Origin of the sequence: Vibrio sp. Vb1026, from assembly GCF_033338745.1 — a bacterium.
GTDB lineage: Bacteria > Pseudomonadota > Gammaproteobacteria > Enterobacterales > Vibrionaceae > Vibrio > Vibrio alginolyticus.
The window spans coordinates 217,356-242,810 of sequence record NZ_JAWOTH010000001.1 but is presented as its reverse complement, the minus strand read 5'-3'; the positions used below and the strand labels follow the sequence as shown (position 1 = coordinate 242,810).

Here is a 25,455-nt window from a genome sequence, read left to right as displayed (position 1 = left end):
ACCTGTAAAAAACTTAACAGCCTGCTCTCACATTTTGCTGATGATTCAGTGTATTAGCATCTAATTGAACATTTCCTTTTTTGGCATCTGCCTTTCTAGCGTGTGCAAAACCTTCTTGATGATTGAGTCAGCGAAGGCAGCGCGCAGCTCAATATCAATTCAATAACAATGGATTTGTAAACGTGGACAATAAGACATTTAAATTATCAACAATTGCCAAAACCGTACTGCCTTTGATTTCCGTCGCGGTAATCAGCGGTTGTGGTAGTGATAGCACGAACGAAGATACGACGACCCCTGGCTCAGGCTTGTACCCTGCGGGAGAGAATGAAGTCGTCATTTATTACAAACGTGACGTAGCATCAGCTTCAACAGCCAGCGACTACGAAGGTTGGGGCTTGCACCTATGGAACGGTGAGGGCTGTACCAGCACAGATTTAGACGCAATGGGCATTCCGGGAACAGGAACGGATTGGTCTGCGCCACACCCATTCGATGGCATCAACGACACCTACGGTGCTTACTACGTACTGAAAATAAACCCTGACGCCTCTGACCCACACGAATGCATGAACTTCATTCTGCACAAAGGTGATGAGAAAGCGTTCGGCAGCGCAAACTCAAAAGTAGAGTTGACGAAAATCGGCGAATCGAAAGGTTTGTTTGGCTTCCACGGCAGCAGTGAACTTTACTACGAGCCAATAGAAGAGCGCCCTGTTGATATTGATGGTCAAAAAGCCCATTGGTTAGACGCCAACACCATCGCATGGGAAGCGGCGACCAGTGCGGATTCCATGAAGCTGTTCTACAGCCTTAGCAATGACATCAAAATGGATGAAGACAAGCAAATCTCTGGCGGTACAGCCGTTGAGCTGACAAAAGCTGGTGAGTTGTCTGATGGTCTGAAATCACGCTTCCGTCACCTTGCTAGCCTTCAAGCTGCGGGTATCGATGTCGATGACGCGACCTTGCGTACGATCCTGAAGTCACAAATTGTTATGGTGGCTTACAACGCAAATGGTGACGTCATTTCTGCAACTGAAGTGCAAAAGCCGGGCGTTTTGGATGCGGTGTTTGCCGATTCCAAGGCAGGTAACGCGATCGGTCAAGAACTCGGTGCGATTGTGGAAGGCGATGCCGCAACCTTCAAACTATGGGCACCAACTGCCCAAGATGTTGATCTGATAATCTACGATGAAAACTTAGCAGAAGAAGCGACCGTTGCCATGACGGAAGACCCAGCAACAGGTATCTGGGTTTCTGAGGCACAAAGCAACGTTGTCAACAAATACTATCGCTACCAAGTTAAGGTATACCACCCAACAACTGGCGTCGTTGAAACGCGTTTGGTAACAGACCCATATTCAATGAGCTTGTCTAAGAACTCACGATACTCGCAAGTGGTTGATTTAGATGATCCAAGCTTAATGCCTCAAGATTGGAAAAACTACGCACGCCCAACAGTTAAAAAAGACGAAGACCACGTCCTTTACGAGTCACACATTCGTGATTTCAGCTTTAACGACAGCAAAGGCACACCAAGTCTTGATGGCAAATATCTGGCGCTTACAGAACCTGAGCGTGAGTCTGTATCTCACTTACAAGCTTTAAAAGATGCTGGCCTAACAACGCTACATATCTTGCCAGCATTTGATATTGCAACCGTGGATGAAGACGCTGACAAGCGAGTCGATATCACCGACACCGTGGGTAAACTTTGTGGCATCAAGCCAGAAGCCTCCATTTGTGAGACCGAAGATGACGGCAAAGTAATTGAAGAGGTATTAAATAGCTACGACCCAACAACGGGCAAAGCACAAGCATTGATGAACGATCTTCGCATGCTAGACAGCTTCAACTGGGGTTATGACCCTTACCACTACACCGTGCCAGAAGGCAGTTATGCGACCGATCCTAACGGGTCTAAGCGTATTCTTGAGTTCCGCGAAATGGTTCAAGCGACGCATAAAATGGATCTGAAACTGGTCATGGACGTCGTGTACAACCACACAAATGCATCTGGTGTGAACGAAAAATCAGTACTGGATAAGATTGTCCCTGGGTACTACCACCGCCTAAACGTCAACACTGGCGGCGTCGAAAACTCAACCTGTTGTGATAACACCGCAACCGAGAACTTGATGATGGGTAAACTAATGGTTGACTCATTGATGGTATGGGCGGATGACTATAAAGTCGATGGTTTCCGTTTTGACCTTATGGGCCACCAGCCGAAAGATGTGATGGTTTACGCACTTGAAAAAGTCCGTGAAATTGACCCGAATACCTTGTTCTACGGCGAAGGTTGGGACTTTGGTGAAGTCGCGCAAAACGCTCGCTTCGATCAGGCGACACAAGTCAACATGGCGGGGACAGAAATCGGTACTTTCTCTGATCGTCTGCGTGACGCAGTTCGTGGCGGAAGCCCGTTTGATGGCGGTGTAGATTCTGAAGGTAAGCACCCACTTCGCTTTAACCAAGGCTTTGGTAACGCCGCTTACCCTAACGAAGAAACCAAAACTGACGCAGAGTCGGTGAATGGTCGTTTACACAACCAAGATCTGGTTCGTCTAGGTATGGCTGGTAACTTGGCTGACTACATCCTTCTTGATTACAAAGGCGAAACCAAGCTGGGTAAGAACGTTGATTACAATGGTGCGCCTGCAGGCTACACAAAAGTGCCATCAGAGAACATCTCTTACGTGTCTAAGCACGACAACCAAACATTGTGGGATAACAACGCCTACAAGATTGCGACAGGCACTTCATCTGCCGAGCGTGCACGTATGCAGTCTGTGTCCCTATCAACGGTGATGCTTGGTCAAGGCATTCCATTCATCCACATGGGTTCTGAGCTATTGCGCTCTAAATCTATGCAGCGCGACTCGTACGATTCTGGTGACTGGTTCAACCGTGTATTCTTCGACGGAAGCGACAATAACTGGAACGTTGGTCTACCACGTGAAGACAAAGACGGTGCAAACTGGGAGCTGATCAAAACCATCGTTGGTGACAGCACGGCGAAACCAGATTCAACCGACATCGAGCTGACTAAGCAACAATTCCTAGAGCTACTAAAAATCCGTAGCACAAGCGAACTATTCCGCCTAGATACCGCGCAAGAAGTGATGAACCGTGTGGACTTCCGCAACGTAGGGAAAGACCAAGTGGAAGGCTTGATTGTGATGTCTATCGACGATGGTACATCAGCGGGTGCCGATTTAGATTCGAACTACGATGCTGTCGTGGCCGTTGTGAACTCAACATCAACTGAGAAATCTTTCAAAGTTGCTGGCGCAACTGGTTTCGAACTGCATGAAGTTCAACAAAACTCTGCGGATGACATCGTCAAAGGTGCAAGCTTCACCAATGAAACGTTCACAGTACCAGCACTGACAACAGCGGTATTCGTGCAGCCACAAAACGGCGCGCAAGGTGCTGGCCTACCAGTAAACACGGATAACAAAGACGTATCGAGTATTCCTCCTTACGGCGAAACCGTGGTTTACGTGAAAGGCACGATGAACGATTGGTCTGATAGCAGTGATTGGGCGATGACCTTTATTGGCAACGGTATGTACTCTGTAACTGGCGTTCTTGAAGCTGGTGAACACGAGTTCAAATTCGCGGACTCTGGTTGGGCAAATCCAAACATCGGTTGTGATGCTGCGAATATAGCTTCTGGTTCACTAGAATTAGGTTCAGAAGGTAACTGTAAGCTGTCTGTTGCTGAAACAGGTAAGTACAACTTCACTCTGAACGCGCTACATGTTCAAGATGAAAGCGTAGAAAAACCGGTCGTGTCAGTGACCAAGTCAGCAGATGCACCAACATTCGGTGAAACAGCACTTTACTTACGTGGCACTATCACTACATGGGATGCTCCAGCACAAGACTCAACAGCGAAGTTCAGCTATGTTGCAAATGACGTTTATTCGCTAGACATTACCCTAGCGGCGGGCAACTACGAGATGAAAGTTGCGAGCGCAGACTGGGCAGCAGACACCAACTTCGGTGGTGAAGGCAGTGTTGAGCTTGGTAAAGCGCTGACGATGGAAGCCGGTGGCGGTAGCGCAAACCTAAAAATTGCGATTGCAGAAGCAGGAAACTACAACTTCCACTTCAATGCGGCTGACAAGTCGGCGCCAATCGTGACGGTAACGAAAAACTAGTTTCATTTAAAAACATCCGTAATGAAAAAGGGGAAGCATCACGCTTCCCCTTTGTTTTGTTGGCGTCACTAAATGGTGGATACCAAAATCAAAAAGGTGTTAGTTTCCCCAAATCTGTTCAACAAACTCAGGATGATCAATGAATGGATTACGATTGCCCTGAAAATCAAACACTTGTTGATTGCGGTTTCGTTCTTTTTCACTAACGGGATCATTTTTGTGCCAACGTTTCAGCATGTTTAACATCCAAGGTTCAAAAACCGTTGAACTTGAACCATCAAGGACAGCATCCGCATTGCTTGAATTGCCTTCCCAGTTACCTACAACATTTTCATAGCGGGTTGCCATGTAGAAATAAGCACGGGCGAAGTCGCCCTTAAACTCATCAATCGGCTCAAACACCGTACCGGAGTAGCCCAGACTAGTGCTTGCTTGTCCAAGTTTAGAGCCATTACTAGACACGTAGGTCGCGGTGCCCACTTCACCAAATGGCCAATTACTGCGCTTCGCGTTTACATAACCATCAGTTGCAAACAAGTGATGACCGTCTGAGTTCATCGGCTCAACCTTACCGCCAAACCAGCTTTTCGGAAAAGAGTGCTCACGGTTGTAGCAATCCCCTTCCGTTTTGTATTGGCCACATTGGTCTGTGACTTTGGTAAAGCTTACTGTATCGCTAGCAGATGGCTTTTCAGAGTACATATCGAGAATAGAGCCATCATTTTCATAATAACGATCAATATCGGCATCTTTTACCAAGGTCCAGACCGCAGAATAGCCTCGGCTGGAGTGATTACTGATAATGTTAAACAACGCTGTTTTTAGAGCGTATCCCGTCTTACCAGATGCCGCTTGATAGTAACCATCAACCACTGGTGGGGTCGTCGTTGTGTCACCTAAGTTAAAATCGGTGGTTTCACTTTTCGAGAATTCAGCGCCAGAAGCAAGAGTCTTATCTCCCTCAGTCAGCGTGTACGACCCCGCGCCACTGCCACAACAAATGCCGTCACCATACTCGTCTTGAATCGTGAATTGGTAGTTACCGTCAGCTAAGCACATGCTCTTTTCAATGGTGGTTGCTGACTCGTACCCCTGACCAGAAAACAGCACTTCGGCTTGGTTGTTTTTTAACGTCCAGCTAGTTTCTGAACCATAGTCATCTGTTGTGAGAGTCAAGACCACTTGGTGATCACTACAACTTTCTACAGGAGGTTGTGTACTCGTCTCAGTCGGTTGAAAATTATCGACGTAGACAACTTCTGAGCCATCAAAACTGGCTTCATCGTAAAAACGCAAACCGACGTTGATGGTCTTGTTCGAGCTCGCTGTGTAGTTGTGCGCGAGCTCTTGCCACTGGTTTATCTGTTGTGGGTTCGAGTAATTGTGATAACCATCAACCACCAGACGTGCTTTTACATTTCCTTCGGTATGATAAACCGAGACAGAAAACGGATAGGTTTTCCCTTGCTCCACATTAATGGTTTGCAAAAAGTCGGTGTTGCTTTGGGTACCTGTATTCACGACGACCTGGGCAACCAGACCACCCGATTTGATTTGCTCGCTGCTTGGCGACACTGTAATGCCCGCGTCAATCTCTGACCACTGCGTAGGTACATTGCCATTCCACTGCTCAAAGTCACCGTTGATAATTTGGCTATATGCAAACGGAGAGCTAACAGCAGCAAGGAGACAGAGGGAGTTCGTTATGGATTTCATTATACTTTTCCATTAGTTATATAAATCCCAAACACGATAAACATATTAGTGGGGCATAAGTAATCCTTCAGTCACACTTTTACGTTGCACAAGTGTTAATTTACTTTTTAATGTGCAGCTTATCTCACAAATATTCACCTGCTGAAAACAAACGCCAATACAAAAAGCGAAGCAACTTGTTGGCTACATCGTCGTAAAACCATTAAGGGAAAAGTAAAACAGACAGAAAAAAGCCAAGTGTGCGCCTATGGGGGTCAGCAACAACACTTGGCTTGTTTATAAGAAAGCTTGTGGTCAGCTCAACTGGTGAGCATCAATTCTGGATAATTCCTTAAGGTTTTACCGCAAAGAATCGTCCTTGTAGTGGCGACATCAGAATCTGATATTGACCATTACTCGGAGTAATTTTTTCATTCGTGAGCAAATCCACCAACTCACCAGTACCAACACTCTCCTGAGTAAGAGTGACGCTTCTAGCGCTCTCTAAGGTATTTAGCGCAAACAAGACTTTGTCCGAACCAGATTGTTTCAAGTCCACATAACTGCCGTTACTCGCAACTAAATTCGTGCGTGACCCCTGATAAAGTGCAGGATGCGCATCGCGCATTGTCATCAGCGATGTCACATAAGATTTGAGATCGGCTTGGTTTGCATCAAGCGTCGCCGTCACGCCTTCAATTTTCGCACTGCTGCGCGCAACGTGATCATCGCACAAACCTTGAATGGCGCAGGTGCTGTTGTCTTCTTTTACGGCAAAACCATCCACTTGATCCCCGATTTCATCACCGTAGTACAACGTGATTGGCCCGGTGTACGCCGCTTGGAAAGCAAACGCGGCTTTATGGCGTAACCAATATTCTGCATCATTCACATCCGCCAAGTTTCCACGCTGTAACAAGTCACCAAAGCGCACTAAATCATGGTTGCCGATCATCAAATTCGGCTGCGCATGTGTTGGATATTGATTGTGTGTGCTGTAGCCGTTGTCTAACCAATCCGCACCGCGACCACCCACGCCGCTCTCATTCACGGCTAAAGTTTCAACGATGCGATATCGCATAGGGAAGTCAAACGCAGAGCACAATGCTGGATCGCTGCTCGATCCATACGCCTCATTCGCGATTTCAGACTCCCCTTTCCAAATCTCTGCCACCATGTAACCCAACGGATTCACTTGTTCGCCTTTGCTATTGGTGTACGTCACATTTTGTGAGGCTTCATCGACGGCTTTACGAATTTGTGTCCAAGCGTCTGTCGGAACTTGATAGGCTTGATCTAAACGCCAGCCGTCAATCTTGAGTTCTTTGATCCAATACGTCGCCACCTCTTTGTAGAAATCGAGACTGGCTGGGTAATCCACGGGATTGCTTGAGCCTGAAGGCAACAAGCCGGAAGGCGAGGGTTTGATCAAACCATTCTTATGGTGGCCAAATACGCCATCAAAAAATACGTACAGACCGCGTTTGTGTGCTTCTTCGACTAAAGTTTTCGCGGTCGCTAAGTCACCAAATTTGGGGTCGATTTTAAAGTAATCTGTCGCAAAATAGCCGGTGGCGTCCAAACGATCCGCCCAATGATCTTGTCCTGCTATCTCTTCTGACTCAAAAACTGGCGTCAACCAAATCGCATTCATCCCTAAGTCTTGGATGTAATCGAGTGAATCAATCACTCCTTGCAAATCGCCGTTATGATGGCTGGTGCCATAACCTGTACCGTGACCAATGCTCGCATCACCATCCACAAAACTCTCTACCATGATTTGATAAGTACGAAGTTGGTTACTTTGCGCCATGACATTGGCTTGGCAAGCATAACTGGTATCCGGTAGCGGAGTGCTGCTATTAGTGTCGCCACCACCAGAAGAATTACACGCAGATAAAGCACCAATCACACTTAACGCAAGCAACGATCGAGACAGGCGATGGTTACGTAGGATATTACGCATTTTATTCTCCCTAACTTACTCAAATAAACTACGGAAATTTGAGTAATAAAATTAACCCCGACATGTGTTTCATGCAGGGGTTAATAAATAAAAATAGATTTTAAATAATTGAATTGAATATTATTGGCACTTATTTACCATGACATGAACAGGTTTGCCTTTTCCTTCAAACTGAAGACTCCATACATATTTACCATCTTCTTTAATATCAACCGAAGTATCCGTACCGTAACCACCAAATGTTAATGGTGTTAATTCACCAACGTTCATTCTATTACCTTTTGCGGTAAATTGTGGGAACCACAACTCGGTCGCATACTGCATTTTGTAGGAGCCTACTTTTTCTTGAACCACGGCTTGGTAGAAATTATTCCCTTTGTAGGTGTATTGACGCTGAGGCACGTGTTTCCAATCGGAATCCGCAAAAGTACCCACCACAAATAGTGGTTTAGAAATAGGTCCTTTCGCTGTGCTGTCTGGGTTGTCACACGCTTTCATGAAAGCAACCACTTCGTCTTGAGACATATTAACAACTGGCTCTGTGGCCGCTTCAGGTTCTGCCGTCGATTGACAACCTACTAAGGCAACAAGTAGGGCAGCAGCAAGAGAGGTCTTCATCATGTTCATTTCACGTAATTCCTTTTTAGTATATCCAAAGCAAAATAAACTCAACGGTTAAAAGAAATATTAATCGTTATTAAAATGGAAATATCAAACGCCAAATAAATATCGTCAGATTGCGAATTTAAATCACTTCGAGAAGTTTGTTTATTTCCTAAGTACAAAAAATAAGTTAGGAACTGCCATTAATTATTGATCCAACCTATATAAAAAACAAAGTAATAAAAATAATTATGTGAATAAGGTAACTCTATGTAGGGGTATTTTTATTGGTTTATTTTCTATGAAAAAGGTCAGCATTTCGCTGACCTTTTTTATCTGATTATTTTCTATTTACGGCTTTCACAAACACTTGTTGTGCACCTTCGATACCCAGCTCTTTTGCTTCATCAAGCAAAGTGAGCGCTTTCGGAATATCATTCGCTGCGACTGCTGCTTCAATGGAGCTGTAGTAGTAGCTAGTAAGGTCCGTACCTTGGGGAATGTTATCGTTTTTCGCAACAATCTTAGTATTCACGATATCATTCGCGGATACCGAAAAGCGGAACTGACCAAGTGGGCTATGTTTCGCTAGAGGGTCTGCAATATCTGGCGGCTGAGTGTGGCGCGCCATGGCGAAGGCTTTTGCAGGGTGTAAAACTTGTGTACTTCCTTTTAGATCGGCGGAAGTCGTGTAAACCAACACATGCAGATCGTTACCTGTCATGTCTGGAATCACATTGAGATCAAGTACGAATTTATCGTTGTCCAACAGTTTTGCTGGTTCATACTTAAACTTTGAAAAATCTGCTTGGTAAATGGTTTCTCCTGCCGAGTTCATCACTGCGACATTAGGAGCATAAAATTGAAGTTCTTTACTTACGAATGTCTCTAATTTGATATCGAGACTGCCACGGTTTCCTGGAAGAGCAAACGCTGCAATAGCGCCAGCACTGTTACCATCCAACAACATTTGGCTTTTATCAGTCAAAGCGAATTCAGTAACCACAGGCACGTTAAGCGGTACCCATTGAATATCACCCGATTGCGTGATCACTTGTTGCTGACCTTTTGGACTCATCTCTACTTGTTCTACAGACGCACAACCAGTAGCCAACATGCCCAGCAGTACGGGAGCAAGCCATTTTTTCATTACTGTCTACCTCGACTCTTTATTGTTTTTTAAATAAATACAGCCAGATAAGTTCTGGCTGTATCATTCTAGGACAATTTAGGACTTAGTGGTTAGATGATTACCACCAAGCTTCAGCTTGTACACCGAACTGGAACGTATCGTCTGAACGACCGTTGTCAAATGTGTTTGAGTTGTCTTCTTTGTCAGCCGTTAGGTAAGAAGCGTAAACACGGATTTCAGGACGAGCCCAGAAGCTAGAGCCAGCAGACCATGCTTGAGCAACAGTTAGCTTACCGTATTTGTTTTCTTCGCCGTCGTTATCGTCGATAGCGTAACCAGCTTCGAAAATAGTTTTGTGGTTGTCATCCCATTTGTACATTGGACGAACAACAACAGACATTGTTTCCCACTTGTCTTGGCCAGCCCACATGTCTTCACCAACACCGTACACTAACTGGTGACCCATTTCCCAGCTGTCGCCCATGCCGATTACACCCCAGTTGATTAGGCGGTAACCAGATGCACCGTTGTCAGCTTCTGCGCCGTACCAGCTACCGTCGCCGTAGAATGCCATTGTTTTAGAGTAACCTTCAGTACCGTACTGAAGCACTGTTTTGTTGAAACCAGCGTCTAGACCTTGAGTCAATTCTGCTGTGAACATTACGCCGTTTTTCGCATCTTTAGTGCCGTTTGGCGCAGCGTCAGTTTCGTTAAGAATTGCGTAGTTCAAGCCCATTTCTAGAGAGCCGTTGTCCCATAGAGGAAGACCTGCGTAACGTACGTCTAGAGTGTTTACGTTTGTTGCGCCACCATCGTTGCCTGGGTCTGCGATATCGCCGCGGTCGTTACGAACCCAAGCGAAAGAAACTTTACCAGGACCAGCTTCGATACCTTCAACACCAGCGCCCGCGCCAGAGATGTTCCAGTAGTAGAAGTCAGAGATATGAATGTCGTGACGTTGGTAGTAGCGTTTACCTGCCCAAAGCGTTGCTTCAGGAGCAAAGTTTAGTAGGCCTTTAGCTTGAACGTTGAACTGACGTAGTGCGAATTGTGCATCGTCTACACATTTCACTTCGCCGTTATCCAAACCACAGTTAGCAGAAGTGCTTTCCCAGTCGTTTGAACCGTTAGAAGTCATTGCAACCATAGAGTCTACGTAGAACGTTTTGCCGTTGTTGTTGTAAACTTCTTTACCTAGTTGAATCTCGCCGTAGATATCGCTTTCATTACCTAGACGACCGATCTTGTTCTTTTCGAATGTTAATTGTTGACCACCGTCAGCGTTCACGCCAACGCCAGCACGCATGTAACCGTGGAAATCCACTGCGAATGCAGAACCAGCAGCTAAAGTTGCAGCTACAGCAGCAGCAATTGCACTTACTTTTTTCATTCTTAACTCCATTAAGGGTATTTATAATTCTGTCTTCCCTGCTCACTCTTTTAGGTGAATATAGGCAGTAAAAACACACCTAAAGAAAGAGAGGTAAGATGGGAACGAATCCCCGTTTGTTTCAACAGTTGTGAGATTACCCGAGGCGTACAAGGATGACTTCCTCCGCCCTAAACTAATTTAAGGGGGATGAGAAGGGAGTAGAAAATTTACCGAATGGTGTTTTTTCGAGTCAGATCACCAATCTAGGGAGGAATTAGTAAGTTTGTTCGGTTTTGAGCCGCTACAAAGTGATAGCCATTTCATATTTTTGACTCTAAGCCGTCACATAAAGTAATTAAATTACACGAATATTTTTATATTTAGGGTGGTTGACCTTAGTAAGACAAAGTTTTTAACTTATAGTTTCCTAAAGGTAGCAATAAATATTAAATAAAGTATCTCCGATGACACGACTTCTCTCTCGCCCCTACCCGCTGGGCGCAACATTGAATAAAGAAGGCTGTAACTTCTCTATTCATGCTCCGGGCGTAAAAGACATTCAACTGGCATTGTTTGCAGACGATGGCAGCTACGAGCTTCACGGTTTACCGAATGAATACGCTGGCATACTTCATACTTTTATTCCAGATATTAAGCCGGGGCAAAAATACGGTTATCTTGTCTCCCACAAGGACGAGCCACTGTTAATTTCTGATCCGTACGCAAAATCAATAGATAAAGCCCTCCACTATCACCCTCCCTACTCTCCAGCCAAAAGTTTCGATATGCCGAAGTGCGTCGTTATCGAAGATGATTTTGACTGGCAAAACACGGTTCACCCGCGTATACCCAGAGAAGAGATGGTGTTGTTTGAGACCCACGTCAAAGGGCTTACCCAACGCCACCCAGAGGTTGAAGACAAGCTGAAGGGGCGCTACTTAGGTCTTGCATCACCTGAAATGCTGGCCTTTTACAAACAGCAAAACATCAACACGCTGCAATTGCTACCTGTCGCAGCATGCATGCATGAGCCTCACCTACTAGAGATGGAAAAGGTCAATTATTGGGGATACAACCCTTATCTCTTTATGGTGCCCGATCCGCGCTACGCAGAACAAGACGCCGTTACGGAATTAAAAACAACAATTCGCGAATTGCATAAAAACGGCATCGAAGTGATTCTCGACGTGGTTTACAACCACACTGCTGAAGGTGGTGAAGGGCCTACAATTTTCAACCTGAAGGCCCTCGATTCCTGTTTTTACATCAAACATGGCAACCACTTCGCTAATTACACTGGCTGCGGAAATACAGTGGATCTCACCTACCAACCAGCCTTAAACCTTGTGATGGATACATTGCGCTACTGGGTTAGCGAATTTAAAGTCGATGGCTTCCGTTTTGACTTGGCTGCAACGTTAGGTCGACAGGGCGATGATTACAACCCAGAAGCCGCTTTCTTTAAAGCCGTTGCGCAAGACCCAATTTTGCGTGAAACCAAATTGATTGCCGAACCTTGGGATATTGGTCCAAATGGCTACCAAGTGGGTAACTTTCCATTTGGTTGGAACGAATGTAATGACAAACTGCGTGATATTTCCCGCAGTTTTTGGCGCGGTGATCAAGGCTATTTAAAAGAGTTTGCCACTCGATTAATGGGCTCTCGTGACATTTATAGTGCAGCGAACTGGCCATACAAACTCACCGTAAATTACATCACGTATCACGATGGCTTCACACTGCAAGATTTAGTGTCTTACAAACACAAACATAACGAAGCCAATGGCGAAGAAAATCGCGACGGTCACGGTGACAATCGTTCAGAAAACTACGGTGTTGAGGGCGAGACGGAAAATCTGATGATCATCGCCACGCGTGAGAAGCAAAAACGCAACCTTATTGCTAGCTTGCTGTTTGCCTTCGGTATCCCACACATTCTCACTGCTGATGTTCTGTCTCACACCCAAGGCGGTAACAATAATGCCTATTGCCAAGACAACGAAACCAGTTGGCTGAACTGGGAAGAGACAGAACGTAAGCAACATTTCAAAGCATGGATGTCACAAATGGTCGCCAACCGAAATCAATACATGGTGCCATTTATCCGAGCTTTCAGTGGCGAAAACCGCAATAACAACCGTATTTTCTGGCGCCGTACAGACGGTCGCTTAATGGAGCACGATGATTGGAACCGTTTAAGCTCTGTCGCACTTCACCTTGGTATCGGTAAAGAAGGGCAAGAACTGGTCTACCTCATCAACCAAACTAACGCCACAGCGCGCTTTAAGCTCCCTAATGAGCGAAAGCAAGAATGGGTGACGATCTGTGATACAAACGTACGTAATCTCAACCCAGGACATGCTGAAGGCGAAGTCTTGCTGTCACCCACCTCGATGGTGATTTTGCACTATCAACCAAACCAAAGCACACCAAAAGGTGAGCAAACGCATAGCTAAGTTATAAACGCTCCAAAAAAGGAAAGCCGATGCATCTCAGTGCTTCGGCTTTTTTGTTGGTTAGATGTGCCTAACTCATTATTCGCAAGGCGGCGCTAGGTGAATCAAAGCTAACCCACCCAGTGACGTCTCACGGTATTTCTTGTTCATGTCTTTGCCCGTTTGGTACATGGTTTCAATTACCTTATCCAACGAGATCAGACATTTACTATTACGCTTTAATGCCATGCGAGATGCATTGATCGCTTTCATTGCGCCCATTGCATTACGCTCAATACACGGTACTTGCACTAAGCCACCGATTGGGTCACAAGTCATGCCTAGTGAGTGCTCCATGGCAATCTCAGCCGCAATACAAATTTGCTCATTGCTGCCACCACGTAGCGCGGTCAAGCCAGCTGCCGCCATAGAAGAAGAAACACCGACTTCGCCCTGACAACCCACTTCGGCACCCGAGATAGACGCATTGGTTTTGTACAAAATGCCAATCGCACCGGACACAGCAAGGAAGTCTTTAAGCTGTTTAGTATCAAGTTCTTTGATGAAGCGATGGTAGTACATCAATACCGCAGGAATCACACCCGCCGCACCATTAGTTGGCGACGTTACGACTTGGCCACCAGCCGCGTTTTCTTCACTCACAGCAAAAGCAAACAGGTTAATCCAATCCATAATTTCCATTGGATCGTTTTCGATTGCTGCATTTGCTTCAAGCTTCTTCAACAAGTTTGGCGCACGGCGGGTCACGTTCAAGCCACCATCCAAGATACCTTCTGTCTCGAAACCGCGCTCCATGCAACGCGTCATCACACGCCAGATCTGTTCTGCGCGTTGATTGATGGCTTCCATATCCTGAAACGCTTGTTCGTTTTTCAGAATCATGCCGCCAAGGCTCATACCGTTATTCTCTGCCTGCGCCAACATTTCGTCCGCACTGGAGAATGGAAACTCAACTTCTACGGGAGCAGTCGCACTGCCATTTTGCAGTTCATCCGCCGTTGCGATGAAACCACCACCGATAGAGTAGTAAGTTTCAAACCCAACCTGATTGCCGTGCGCATCTAACGCAGTAATCGTCATTCCATTCTCATGCAGAGGAAGGTTCTCTTCATGGAACAACATGTCCGTTTTGTAGTTGAATTCGATTTCATGACGGCCATCGACAGACATCATGCCCTCTTCAATCGCCTTGCGCATCGCTTTATTCGCAGAAGCGATTTTGATGGTATCTGGTTTGTTACCCAACAGACCCAAAATGGTTGCACGGTCAGTATGGTGACCAATCCCCGTTAACGAGAGTGAACCGTATAAATCGACCTGAATACGAACCACTTTTGCCAAGTTCGATTCAATCAAACGAGTGAAGTGGTAACCCGCGATCATTGGACCATTGGTGTGAGAGCTAGAAGGACCCACACCAATCTTGTAAATATCAAAGATGGACAGCATAAACTTACCTATTACGACAATGCAGCATAAAGCCAATCAGGGAGAACCATACAAGCAGCGATGGTCGCCACGGCGAACACCAACAGCCCGTAATGGCTTGCGGTTGGCTTTGCAAAAAGATGTTTTTGATTATTGATAAAAATTTGTTGCTCGGCAGTCACAGCGCCCCAACGACGGCTCACTAACACACCAAACAAAAGGAAGACAAACGTACCAATTGGCGCGAACCACGGCCAAGCCACGTCGAGATACATGGCAGTAAACACCGCAATCACACTCATGATACTGCCAACGATCACGCCTTTCTCATTGGCTTTTGCCCAGAATAAGCCAAGCACGAATGACCCAAGACGGATACCAACAAAGATGGAAGTCAGGCTAGCAATGGTTTTGAGTACCGATTCATTCGATACCGCCAGAAGAGCTGGCACTACCACCATAGCCGCAGCGAGCAAACTCATCTTTCTTGCGACTTTTTCGTAGTGCTCATCATCGGCACTCTTGCGAACGAAACGCTTGTAGATATCAAACGTTGCGACGGTCGCCATTGAGTTGTAGGTTGAATCCAAGGTCGACATTGCGGCCGCCGCCAATGCGGAAATGATCAAACCAACCACAATTGGGTTAGTGTGGTTGAAGACGAAATCCAAAATCACTTCGTTGCTGTTTTCAAACGATTGATCTTGATAGAAAACACTCAGAAGGACACCGAGTACCGCAAAGAACAAGTACACGAAAAACGCACCGTAACCACACAACAGCATCGACTTCTGCGCCGTCTTTTCACACTTCGTCGCTAGCGTGCGTTGGATGATCAGTTGGTTGGTGCCATACACACTCAGATGCAAAAAGCTCACTGCAACCACGCCTGCCCAGAGTGTGGTATCCACGCCTAAATCAAAGTCTAAGTTGATGATATTCAGGTGATCACGAGAAAGGTAATCTGCCGCATTAATCTCTGTCACTAACATAGCAAAGATGGCGATGCTGCCTGCTACCAATACTGCAGATTGCAACATATCGGTCCAGATCACCGTGGAAATCCCGCCCGCATAGGTATAGCAAGCGGTGAAAATACTAATGTAGATGATGGCTTCAGAAATACTGATGGGCAGAACTTGCACTAAGATCAGCGCCACGGCATACAGAATCACACCCGCAGAAATGCATTGAACCACAATGAACACAATCGAGTTGATGGTTCTTGCATACACCCCAAAGCGGTGCTCAAGGTATTCATAAATCGAAGTCAGACCCAGCTTATAAAAGACAGGTACAAAGAAGATAACAGTGAAAAAGATAACGATGGGATAGTTAAGGTGAATACTCATCGCTTCCATGCCAGAGCTATAAACCCAACCAGGCATCCCTACAAACGTCATCGCACTAATGTAAGTCGCAAGTATCGAAACACCCGCCGTAAACCAGCCAAATTGCTTTCCACCCGTAGAAAAGTCGCCACCATTGCTGTAGCGCTTATTCACTAAATAGCTGATTAATATGGTGATTAGCACGTATAACGCAATCACCACAAAACTTGAATACGTAACCATTTCAGGGTTTCCATAATTCTGGGTGCTAATTATTTGTGCTTGGATATTACTTTAAAAAAGCATATCTAAACGATAATCCCGCCATAACTGTGACTATAATCACCAATATAGACGGTTATATATTCAAAAATGCCAAAAAGACCGATTTAATGAGACTCTCATCACTAAAAACCACTAATTGGGTACGCATTCATTTTAAAATTGATATTGATCACGGATCTAATGACCTTAAAAAAACTATGATTCACCACGACACGAAATCGAAGATGATCCCAATAAGATCGTGTTCTTTAAGTTTGAATAGCAACAAATCCTAAGTGAAATAGAGGTTTATCGGTCATGAATGCCAAAAGACACATGAGCGAAGTTCCTATGATTCAAAGGGTAGCTGCCTATCTAGCGATACTGGTTGGTTACTTTTTCTATTGTTATAACTTTGTAATTATTGACTACGTACGCCCATACATCGTTGAAGCGTATGATGGTATTAGCCTGTCAGACACTGCCCAGTTCTATACATGGCAGTCGGTTGGTGCACTTATCGGTGCATTGAGCTGTGCTTGGTTCGCAACAAAATTTGGTAAGAAATCCACTCTTATTACCATCACAGCCCTAAACGGTGGCGCAACAATCATCAATATGATGTTCACCGACTACACAACATGGGCAGCAATGCGTTTCATCATTGGTTTGTCACTGGGTGGTTATTTCACCGTGGCAGTAAGCCTAATGATCGGCCTATTTACGCCAACGGTACGTGGTAAGTTGACGGCATTCGCGTCTTCTATGTTCTCTGTAGCACTGATGGTAATGGGTGCGTATGCAGCATTTATTGCAAGCATTGATGCACCATGGGAAAGCCTAATGCTTGTAGGTGGTATCCCACCATTGGCAGCAGCTGTTGTCATGATCTTTGTACTACCTAGCGACAGCAAAGTGATCGCTTACGGTGAAGAAGAGCAAGCAAAAGCAGAAGAATCAAATGCACCAGCGAAAAAAGGCTCTTGGGGCGAAATGCTAAGCAAGCCTTACCGCAAGATCACACTAACGTGTCTATTACTGGCTGGCCTTAACTTCTACGGTTTCCAATTCTTTGGTGGCTTCGTAACCACTTACCTACGTGATGTACGTATGTTCGACGGTGCAACCATCGGTCTCATCTTCTCTATCTCAGCATTTGGTTCACTGTTTGGTGCGTGGTTCTGGGGTTGGGTAGCTGACAAATTCGGTCGTAAGGTGAACGCATTTGGCTTCATCCTAGCGGGCATCATGGTTTCAATCTTCTTTGTTGCACCTGGCGACATGGTGATTGGCGGCCTAAACATGCTGGCTCTACTTGGCCTGATTTACAACTTCGGTCTGTCTTCTTCAGCGGTATGGGGCGGTTACTTCTCAGAACTGTTCCCAGCACACCTACGTAGCTACGGCGCAGCGCTATTCCACGGCGGTCGTATCCTCGGTATGTGGGCACCAATGGTACTTATCTTCATCCAAGAACGTACCGACCTACAAACCGCAATGTGGGGTTCACCAATCGTATGGATCCTTGCTGGTCTTCTATGGCTATCACTGCCAGAGACACTAAAAGGCGGCGTGTTCGATAAGAGCAAAAAAGCCGAAGCAGCAAAAGCGTAACTGAATTTCAAAAACTCCGGCTGGCTCCCCGGCCGGATGAAAAAACTTAATTTCGAGTCCTGTTCCCAAAGCCGACTCGACAGCAAATAAGAGAGTTTATTATGTCTAAATATCAAGAAGCAAAACGCGTTGTACGTGAATACTTCAGCGCAATGGAAAACGCAACTCACGAGAACGTGGCAGAAGTACTAAAAGCACATACTTCAGAAGATTACCTTTGGCGTGGTGTTTACCCATTCCGTGAGCAACAAGGCGCTCAAGCAGCGGCTGACGTTTTCTGGGCTCCTTTGATGAAATCAATGACTCGCATGCAGCGTCGTCAAGACATCTTCATCGGTGGTGAGAACGAAGTAACATCAGGTGAAATCTGGGTAATGAGCATGGGTCACTTCATGGGTCTATTCGACGCTGAATACCTAGGCATGCGCCCAACTGGCAAAATCATGAACATCCGCTACGCAGAATTTAACTGTGTTGAAAACGGCAAGATCACTAAGACTGGCCTATTCCTAGACCTTCTAGGTGCAATGGACCAAGCGGGTTGTTACCCACTACCACCATCAACAGGTAAGCACTTCGTATACCCTGGTCCTCGTAACCACGATGGTCTACTGTTCGAAGACGCAGCACCAGAAGAAGGCGTAGCAACACTAGCACTAGTGAACAAGATGGTTGATGACCTATCTGCACTAAACGACAGTGGCGCTATGGGTTGCCCACCAGAAGTTCTTGAGAAGAGCTGGTCTAAAGACATGATCTGGTACGGTCCATGTGGTATCGGTGCGTCTTACACAATCCCTCGTTACCAACAGCAGCACCAATTGCCATTCCGTAACAACCTGAAAGACAAGAAGTTTAACGGCCACGTATGTCGTTTCGCAGAAGGTAACTTCTCTTGTTTCTTCGGCTGGCCAAACCTATCTAACACACCAATCGGTGGTTTCCTAGGTATGACAGGTGGTGAAGTACGTGCAGACATGCAAGTGGTTGACGTTTACTACCGTGACGGCGACAAGCTATCTGAGAACTGGGTACTGATCGACCTTCCTTACTGGCTAAAACAGCAAGGTCTAGACGTGTTCGAGCGTACTCAACAGATCCTAAACCCTTCTCTATAAGAAGTCCTAGGGGCGGATTGTCAACCCGCCTTTATGTTGCCTGAATCCCCTCTCGGTTCAGGCGACATGCTCCCAACTCGTGCCTCAAGGATGGGGCACAACCTCAAGATAGAACCCTTATTCAAAACGGGCATGAACGCACGGTGGCTTTCTGCGCCCTGAATAATGAGATTGATGATGAAAAAGTCGACCCTTTCTGCAGTGATTTTAGCAGCGCTTACTTCTAGCTCAGCCTTTGCTGCACACACTTTTGTTAATGACGCTGGCGACAGCCTAACCATCGATGGCCGTTTCGATCTTCGCTACCAAGACCGTGGCGGTGATGACAACGGCGAATGGAACAGCGGCAGCTCACGTTTCGGTTTGAAAGGCCAAATGGGTCTGGATAACGGCTGGACTGGTTTCGGTCACGCGGAATGGGGCTACAACTCTGGCGCGAACGGCGACAACATTTACGACCGCTTGCTATACGCAGGTGTTGATCACGAAAAATACGGCAAGATTGCTGCGGGCACTAAGCAGTGGTCTACCTTCTACGACGTAGCATGGTACACCGATTTAGGTCGTGTATTCGGTACTCGTGGCTCAGGTGTTTACAACCTAGCTGACTGGGGTATCGCATCCGGTGCTGGTCGTGCGGAAAACTCAATTACGTACCGTAATTCAATTAATGAAAAAGTGAGCTACGGCTTTACTTACCAAACCACGCGTGAAGATGTTGCTCTAGCAAGCAATGCGACAGCCTCACTGAAAAACGGCATGGGTGCGTCTATCACTTACAAACCCGTTGATGGCGTAACACTTGGTGCGGCTTACCATCAAAATGAAGTTGCGGATCTAGACGCAAGCGTGGTTGGCGTAGAAAACGGCGACAACATGCGCATCATGCTATTGGGCGCAAACTACAGCAACGGTGGCTTCTACGCAGGTGCGACTTTCCACGTTGGTGAAAACTGGGAAGCAGTGAGCCAAGGCGGTACGGACGTAATGTTCGATACCCTAGGTGGCGAAATCTACACTTACTACCACTTCGACAACGGCCTACGCCCAACGTTGAACTACAACTACATGGAAGATCGCGGTGACGAGACGCAAGGTTACGAGCGTAACTTGCTGATTCCTGGTGTTGAATACCACTTCCAGAAGAACAAATTCCTAGTTTGGACTGAATACCAATTCGACCTAGGTAAAGATCAGTACGATGGCAGCAAATTCGAAAATCGTGATGATCAATTCGCGGCAGGTATTCGCTACTACTTCTGATAATACTCATCGCTCACCACCTATACCCAAGTAGCCTTAAGGTGGTGAGTGATGAAGTTCTTATCAACACAAAGCAAAGTTATCTTGAAGCCAAGTAGTCATCACTTCACTAACCATTAAAGGCTGCTCCAGCGTAGATAGATGCCCACACTCAGGGATAACATGAAGCGTGACGTTTGGGATGCATCTCTCCATGAGCAGGTGATTGTCTAGCGGACAAAGCTTATCTTCTTTACCTGTTATCACCAACGTAGGAACTTGAATGTCCGCCAATAAAGGTCGAGCATCCGGGCGAGTTGCTAACGCTTTAGCATGCGCTTCAAATGCCTCCAAACCTACATTGACCGCCATGCCTTCAATACGCTCTGTCAACACTTTGTCTTGCAAACGGCTGGGATGAATCAGCACAGGCATCAGAGTGTCAGGCGTAATGCGTTCAAACTCACCACTTAACGCACGGCTAACCAGTGCATCACGCTTTTGTGTCACCTCTGGCTTTTCATCTGCTGCATTGGTATCCATGAGGATCAAGCCTTTGACTCTGTTTGGCGCTTGACGGTACACCTCAAAGGCAAGAATCCCACCCATTGATAAGCCACCCAAGACAAACTCCTGCGGTGCGTCTTGCAACACTCTCTGCGCCAGCTGTTCCATTGACGGCAATGAAGCCAGCGTCGGGCATGAAGGCTCAACCCAACTTGGCAACGCTCGGTTGACTTCCTCAAACAATGTGCCATCACAAAGTAGTCCGGGTAGCCAAACTAACGAGGTGGGTTGCGTCATTTTATTCTCCTGCCAGCGGCTTTGGTTGATCAGAGCCAAGAATGCAATACGTCAAACTATTACCACGCAAGTTCGTCAGTGAGTATGACGCACCTTCTGGAACATTCAGCACATCACCGCGCGTTAAAACAACATTAGCTTGTTCGCCTTGATGCGTGAGGACCACCTCTGTATCGCCATCAAAGTTGATAAGTACTTGTTTTTCTTCTCGGCAGTGTTGAGGAATCGAGCCACCTTCAGAAAGCTCATAAGCCATGATGCTCACTTCATCTTCACTCTTTACTTGGAAGTCATAACTCGCCAAAGGATGACCCGTTAAGGCGTATTGTTTCACGTTGCTTCCGCCGAAATCGCCTTTGATTTCACGATAATCTTTTTGCAGAGCGACAAATGGCATCATCTCTTCTGCGGTGTAGGTATCGAAGGTCGCGAGCTCTTCTTCGGTAAGCAGCGGCATCAATTCTGATTCTTGTGGCACCGGGTCGCCATTAATGGTGTCCACGAGTGTGCCATCGGCTTTGAGGTATAAACCATAACCTTGACTGTCTTTAATAACGTTTGGATGCCAAATAACGCCGCCACCTGAATCGTCGCCGCCAAGTACCGAGAACATAAAGCCGTAATCGCGGCCAACCACTTCAAATCCACGGAAGAGATTGGTTGGAATCGAGATGACGTCACCGTGAGACAACACCGCCTCATGCTCTCCATCGTTCCCCCAATAAAAACGGAACTGACCTTTGAACACCAAGAAAAGCTCGGCGGTACGATGAGAGTGCAACGAATTTTTGATGCCCGGCGGTTGGCCTGCGGCACCAATGTTAAAGCCCGCCGTATCGCGAATATGAACATGCTGACGACTGCTCTCTGCCACCCCAGCACCGATAATGCAAAAGTTATCTTTGAGATCACTGCCTGGCGTGCGCGCATCAATAAACGCACTGGTACCCGGAATCAGTTCCATGTAGCGGACCAGGTTATTATTCATTTTAGATTGTAGAGTCATTGTAAATCCTTGTTGTCCTTGTTTGGACCTAGCCTTTGAATTGTTAGTTACAAACCTAAAGTTAGTTACAAACCTAAAGTGTGTTACAGACCTAAAGGTCGCCCACCATCAACCGCGATGGTATTGCCTGTCGAGAAGGTCAGAAGATCTGCCGCGGCGTACACGGCTTGAGCGACTTCTTCATCATTGGCTAAACGCTTAAGCGGTGTGGATTGTTCTTGTTGATTACGCCATGCGTCATCCAAGCCTTTGACAAACTCAGTGTCGACAAGCCCTGGAGCAACAGCCAAAACGCGAACCTCGGGAGACAGAGCGCGAGCTAAAGAACGGGTCATGTTCTCCGCGGCAGATTTACTTGCACAGTAAGCAATGTTGCTCCCCATCGCAGTCTGTGCCGCGATAGAAGTAATGTTCACCACACAACCATTGGCTTGCTTAAGCCAAGGCTCAAACGCTCGAACCATGGCAAAAGGCGCACGAACATTCACTTGGAATATTTGGTCAAACAGCTGGTCATCTAAGCTTTGCAAATCAGAGTGCGCGACGAATTTCGTCATCCCCGCACAGTTGACCAACAGATCCAGCTTGTCGCTTATTTCACTGACTTGATGTTTAAGCTGTTCAATCGCACTAGAATCTGCCACGTTCAATTTGAATGCTAGATGCTCGTTACGTGGCAGCGAGGAAAGCACATCCTCGGCCGCTTTCTGATTACTGTTGTAAGTTAGAATTACGCGATATCCCGATTCAGCTAGCTTGCGACAAATGGCGGCACCCAGTCCGCCACTGCCGCCTGTGACTAAGGCAAGTTTCGACATATTACGCCTCTTCCACTTTGCCTTTGTAACGGCGCACACGAATATCCGCTTGCTCTTTGTGGCCAGCAAAACCTTCGAGTGCACACAAGCGAGAGCAGTACTCACCGACTTTTAGCGACGCAGCTTCCGTTACACGCTGGTAAGTACAGGTCTTGATAAATTTACCTACCCAAAGACCACCGGTGTATCGCGCCGCTTTCTTCGTTGGCAGTGTATGGTTGGTACCAATACATTTATCGCCGTAAGAAACGTTGGTTTCACGACCTAGGAACAAGGCACCGTAGTTGGTCATGTTATCTAGGAAGTATTTAGGATCTTCCGTCATCACTTGAACGTGTTCAGAAGCGATATCGTCTGCCACTTCCACCATTTCTTCGTAGCTATCACACACAATCACTTGTCCGTAATCTGCCCACGCTTTACCCGCGACTTCAGCCGTTGGAAGAATGGTTAACTGACGTTCAATCTCTTTGATGGTTTCTTGCGCAAATGTTTCGCTATTGGTCAACAATACAGCGGGAGAGTTGTAACCATGCTCAGCCTGACCAAGCAAGTCTGCCGCTGCCAATTCCGGGTCACAGCCTTTCTCATCGGCAATGACTAGGGTTTCCGTTGGGCCTGCAAACAAATCGATACCAACGCGACCAAACAGCTGACGTTTTGCCTCTGCTACAAATGCGTTACCCGGCCCTACAATCATATCGACCGGTGCAATAGTCTCCGTCCCCAGAGCCATTGCACCTACCGCCTGAACACCACCAAAGCAATAGATTTCATCCGCACCCGCCATTGCCATCGCAGCGACAATCGCGACGTTCGGCTGGCCATTAAACGGTGGCGCACAAGCAATAACACGTTTTACGCCCGCGACTTTCGCCGTCAGTACACTCATGTGAGCGGATGCAACCAATGGGTATTTACCGCCAGGGATGTAACAACCCACGCTGTTGACTGGAATATTTTTATGCCCCAGTACCACACCAGGCATGGTTTCTACTTCGACGTCTTTCATTGAGTCACGTTGAATTTGAGCAAAGTTTCGAACTTGTTGCTGAGCGAACTCGATATCATGACGAGTCGATTCATCAAGCGCATCCACACAGGCTTGGATTTGCTCTTCTGACAGGCGGAATTGCTCCGGCGACCAGTTATCAAACTTTTCAGACAACTCACGTACAGCGCTATCACCTTTCGATTCAATATCAGCAAGAATGTTTTCGACAATCTGACGCACTTTTGCGTCATTTGATGCTGATGCTTCTTCAGTGATTCCGTTTTTTAAAATGCGTGCCATTGGGTTTCTCCTTGAACATTGAGGCTGACGAACGGTTATTTTTATGCTTTTGGATACGAATGCAAAATAAGATTAAACACTTAATTAACATTTGACAAGTTAAGTAAACAAACCACAAAAACAATCCTTAAGCCTTTGTATTTATTAGTTTAAACAAATAAAAGCAAGTAATAAGGACCTTGATTGAGTTTAATTTTTAATCAAAAATGAGTTTTAGATCACATCATTTTTACTCATCATTTACATTTCGCCGTGTTAGCTTTTGCATACCTTTGCAAAGGAGATAATCATGAGCAATTTTAAGCAACGTCTGACTAAAGAAACGCTATTAGGTACATTTGTTAAAACCCCTCATCCTCACATTATCGAGGTATTGGCACTGGCAGAGTTGCCTTTTGTGGTACTGGATGCAGAGCACGCACCTTTCGATCGTTCCTCGCTTGATCTGTGCATCATGGCGGCCAGAGCGAATGACCTCGCGTGCGTGGTACGAGTACAAGACAGCGCCCCTTCAACCATTTTGAACGCGCTTGACTGTGGCGCGGCGGGTGTACAAATTCCCCATGTTTGTACTGCTGAGCAAGCGACGCAACTGGCGAAAATCTGCCATTACGGCGAAGGTGGCCGAGGGTATGCTGGTTCCAGTCGAGCAGCGCAATACGCCACTAAGCCCATGGTTGAACACTTAAAAGACAGCCGTGCGAATACGATTGTCATTGCACAAATTGAAGACCCTCAAGGGGTTGAAAATGTTGAAGCGATTGCCAATGTTGAAGGAATTGATGCGCTCTTCATTGGCCAAGTTGATCTCACTGTCGCTTATGGTGCTGATAGCGTTCATGATGAGAAAGTCGCACAAGCAAGTATGCGAGTAATCGAAGCGGCCAGAGCCGCCAATAAACCTGTTGGCATGTTTGTCGCGACGGCTCAACAAGCTCGGGAATGGCGTGAACTCGGCGTTAGCTTCTTTTGTGTTGGCTCTGAACACAAAATGATCATTGATGGCTTCAAGCAAGAGAGAAATGTGATGAATTCTTGAGTTTTCTCTGATATTTACGCCTTATCAATGTAATGCTCTAGACACAGAAATCCCCTAGCCCATACACTCAGCACGTATGAGAAGGTTCAATGGCCTTAAAT

17 protein-coding genes are annotated in these 25,455 nt (G+C 46.4%); 6 read left to right on the top strand and 11 right to left on the bottom strand.

The window, feature by feature from the left end:
- Nucleotides 1-182 precede the first annotated feature (182 nt).
- A complete protein-coding gene (gene pulA / locus R7E47_RS01095; protein WP_318083589.1) occupies nt 183-4,172 on the top strand; it encodes a pullulanase-type alpha-1,6-glucosidase in 3,990 nt (1,329 codons plus the stop codon).
- 99 nt (nt 4,173-4,271) lie between these two features.
- Here the strand turns inward: pulA and R7E47_RS01090 are convergent, their stop codons facing one another.
- The 5 genes from R7E47_RS01090 to R7E47_RS01070 all read right to left on the bottom strand — a co-directional run bounded on the left by R7E47_RS01090 (nt 4,272) and on the right by R7E47_RS01070 (nt 10,958).
- The gene (locus R7E47_RS01090; RefSeq protein WP_158173269.1) at nt 4,272-5,888 is read right to left on the bottom strand and encodes an endonuclease; all 1,617 of its coding nucleotides are present in this window, start codon (nt 5,886-5,888) and stop codon (nt 4,272-4,274) included.
- A gap of 331 nt (nt 5,889-6,219) precedes the next feature.
- The gene (locus tag R7E47_RS01085) at nt 6,220-7,833 is read right to left on the bottom strand and encodes an alpha-amylase family glycosyl hydrolase (RefSeq protein ID WP_318083587.1); all 1,614 of its coding nucleotides are present in this window, start codon (nt 7,831-7,833) and stop codon (nt 6,220-6,222) included.
- Between the two features lie 120 nt (nt 7,834-7,953).
- Nucleotides 7,954-8,460 (bottom strand): hypothetical protein, encoded by a 507-nt coding sequence (locus R7E47_RS01080; RefSeq protein WP_017634473.1) that lies wholly within the window; start codon nt 8,458-8,460, stop codon nt 7,954-7,956.
- A 316-nt stretch (nt 8,461-8,776) separates the two neighbouring features.
- On the bottom strand, nt 8,777-9,586 hold the full coding sequence (locus R7E47_RS01075) for a MalM family protein (RefSeq protein WP_005374786.1): 810 nt from the start codon (nt 9,584-9,586) through the stop codon (nt 8,777-8,779).
- A 100-nt stretch (nt 9,587-9,686) separates the two neighbouring features.
- Entirely contained in the window at nt 9,687-10,958 is a 1,272-nt protein-coding gene (locus tag R7E47_RS01070) for a maltoporin (protein ID WP_005374784.1), read from the bottom strand.
- A gap of 446 nt (nt 10,959-11,404) precedes the next feature.
- Between R7E47_RS01070 and glgX the strand changes: the two genes are divergently transcribed.
- Complete coding sequence (gene glgX / locus R7E47_RS01065; protein WP_213885242.1) at nt 11,405-13,396, top strand: glycogen debranching protein GlgX; 1,992 nt, start codon at nt 11,405-11,407, stop codon at nt 13,394-13,396.
- A 78-nt stretch (nt 13,397-13,474) separates the two neighbouring features.
- On the opposite strand, the gene R7E47_RS01060 is transcribed toward glgX, so the two are convergent.
- Together R7E47_RS01060 and R7E47_RS01055 are read right to left on the bottom strand one after the other, a co-directional pair.
- Entirely contained in the window at nt 13,475-14,845 is a 1,371-nt protein-coding gene (locus R7E47_RS01060; protein WP_193837792.1) for an L-serine ammonia-lyase, read from the bottom strand.
- Between the two features lie 11 nt (nt 14,846-14,856).
- Complete coding sequence (locus R7E47_RS01055; protein WP_318083585.1) at nt 14,857-16,398, bottom strand: sodium:solute symporter; 1,542 nt, start codon at nt 16,396-16,398, stop codon at nt 14,857-14,859.
- A 339-nt stretch (nt 16,399-16,737) separates the two neighbouring features.
- On the opposite strand from R7E47_RS01055, the gene R7E47_RS01050 reads away from it, so the two are divergent.
- From R7E47_RS01050 to R7E47_RS01040, 3 genes are all read left to right on the top strand, one after another.
- Nucleotides 16,738-18,033 carry an MFS transporter gene (locus R7E47_RS01050; RefSeq protein ID WP_017634479.1) on the top strand — a complete coding sequence of 432 codons (1,296 nt, stop codon included), beginning with the start codon at nt 16,738-16,740 and terminating at the stop codon, nt 18,031-18,033.
- Between the two features lie 101 nt (nt 18,034-18,134).
- Nucleotides 18,135-19,151 carry a nuclear transport factor 2 family protein gene (locus tag R7E47_RS01045; RefSeq protein WP_005374772.1) on the top strand — a complete coding sequence of 339 codons (1,017 nt, stop codon included), beginning with the start codon at nt 18,135-18,137 and terminating at the stop codon, nt 19,149-19,151.
- 177 nt (nt 19,152-19,328) lie between these two features.
- The gene (locus tag R7E47_RS01040) at nt 19,329-20,414 is read left to right on the top strand and encodes a porin (protein ID WP_062730895.1); all 1,086 of its coding nucleotides are present in this window, start codon (nt 19,329-19,331) and stop codon (nt 20,412-20,414) included.
- Nucleotides 20,415-20,477: 63 nt separating this feature from the next.
- Here R7E47_RS01040 and R7E47_RS01035 read toward each other — a convergent pair whose 3' ends face one another.
- From R7E47_RS01035 to hisD, 4 genes are all read right to left on the bottom strand, one after another.
- Nucleotides 20,478-21,197 carry an alpha/beta fold hydrolase gene (locus tag R7E47_RS01035; RefSeq protein ID WP_053350176.1) on the bottom strand — a complete coding sequence of 240 codons (720 nt, stop codon included), beginning with the start codon at nt 21,195-21,197 and terminating at the stop codon, nt 20,478-20,480.
- Nucleotide 21,198: 1 nt separating this feature from the next.
- Entirely contained in the window at nt 21,199-22,203 is a 1,005-nt protein-coding gene (locus R7E47_RS01030; protein WP_025768658.1) for a cupin, read from the bottom strand.
- Between the two features lie 83 nt (nt 22,204-22,286).
- Nucleotides 22,287-23,021 (bottom strand): SDR family NAD(P)-dependent oxidoreductase, encoded by a 735-nt coding sequence (locus R7E47_RS01025; protein WP_025768659.1) that lies wholly within the window; start codon nt 23,019-23,021, stop codon nt 22,287-22,289.
- A gap of 1 nt (nt 23,022) precedes the next feature.
- Nucleotides 23,023-24,315 (bottom strand): histidinol dehydrogenase, encoded by a 1,293-nt coding sequence (gene hisD / locus R7E47_RS01020; RefSeq protein WP_005374756.1) that lies wholly within the window; start codon nt 24,313-24,315, stop codon nt 23,023-23,025.
- A gap of 289 nt (nt 24,316-24,604) precedes the next feature.
- Between hisD and R7E47_RS01015 the strand changes: the two genes are divergently transcribed.
- Nucleotides 24,605-25,354, top strand: coding sequence for an HpcH/HpaI aldolase family protein (locus R7E47_RS01015; RefSeq protein ID WP_005374748.1), 750 nt, complete (start codon nt 24,605-24,607; stop codon nt 25,352-25,354).
- Nucleotides 25,355-25,455 lie beyond the last annotated feature (101 nt).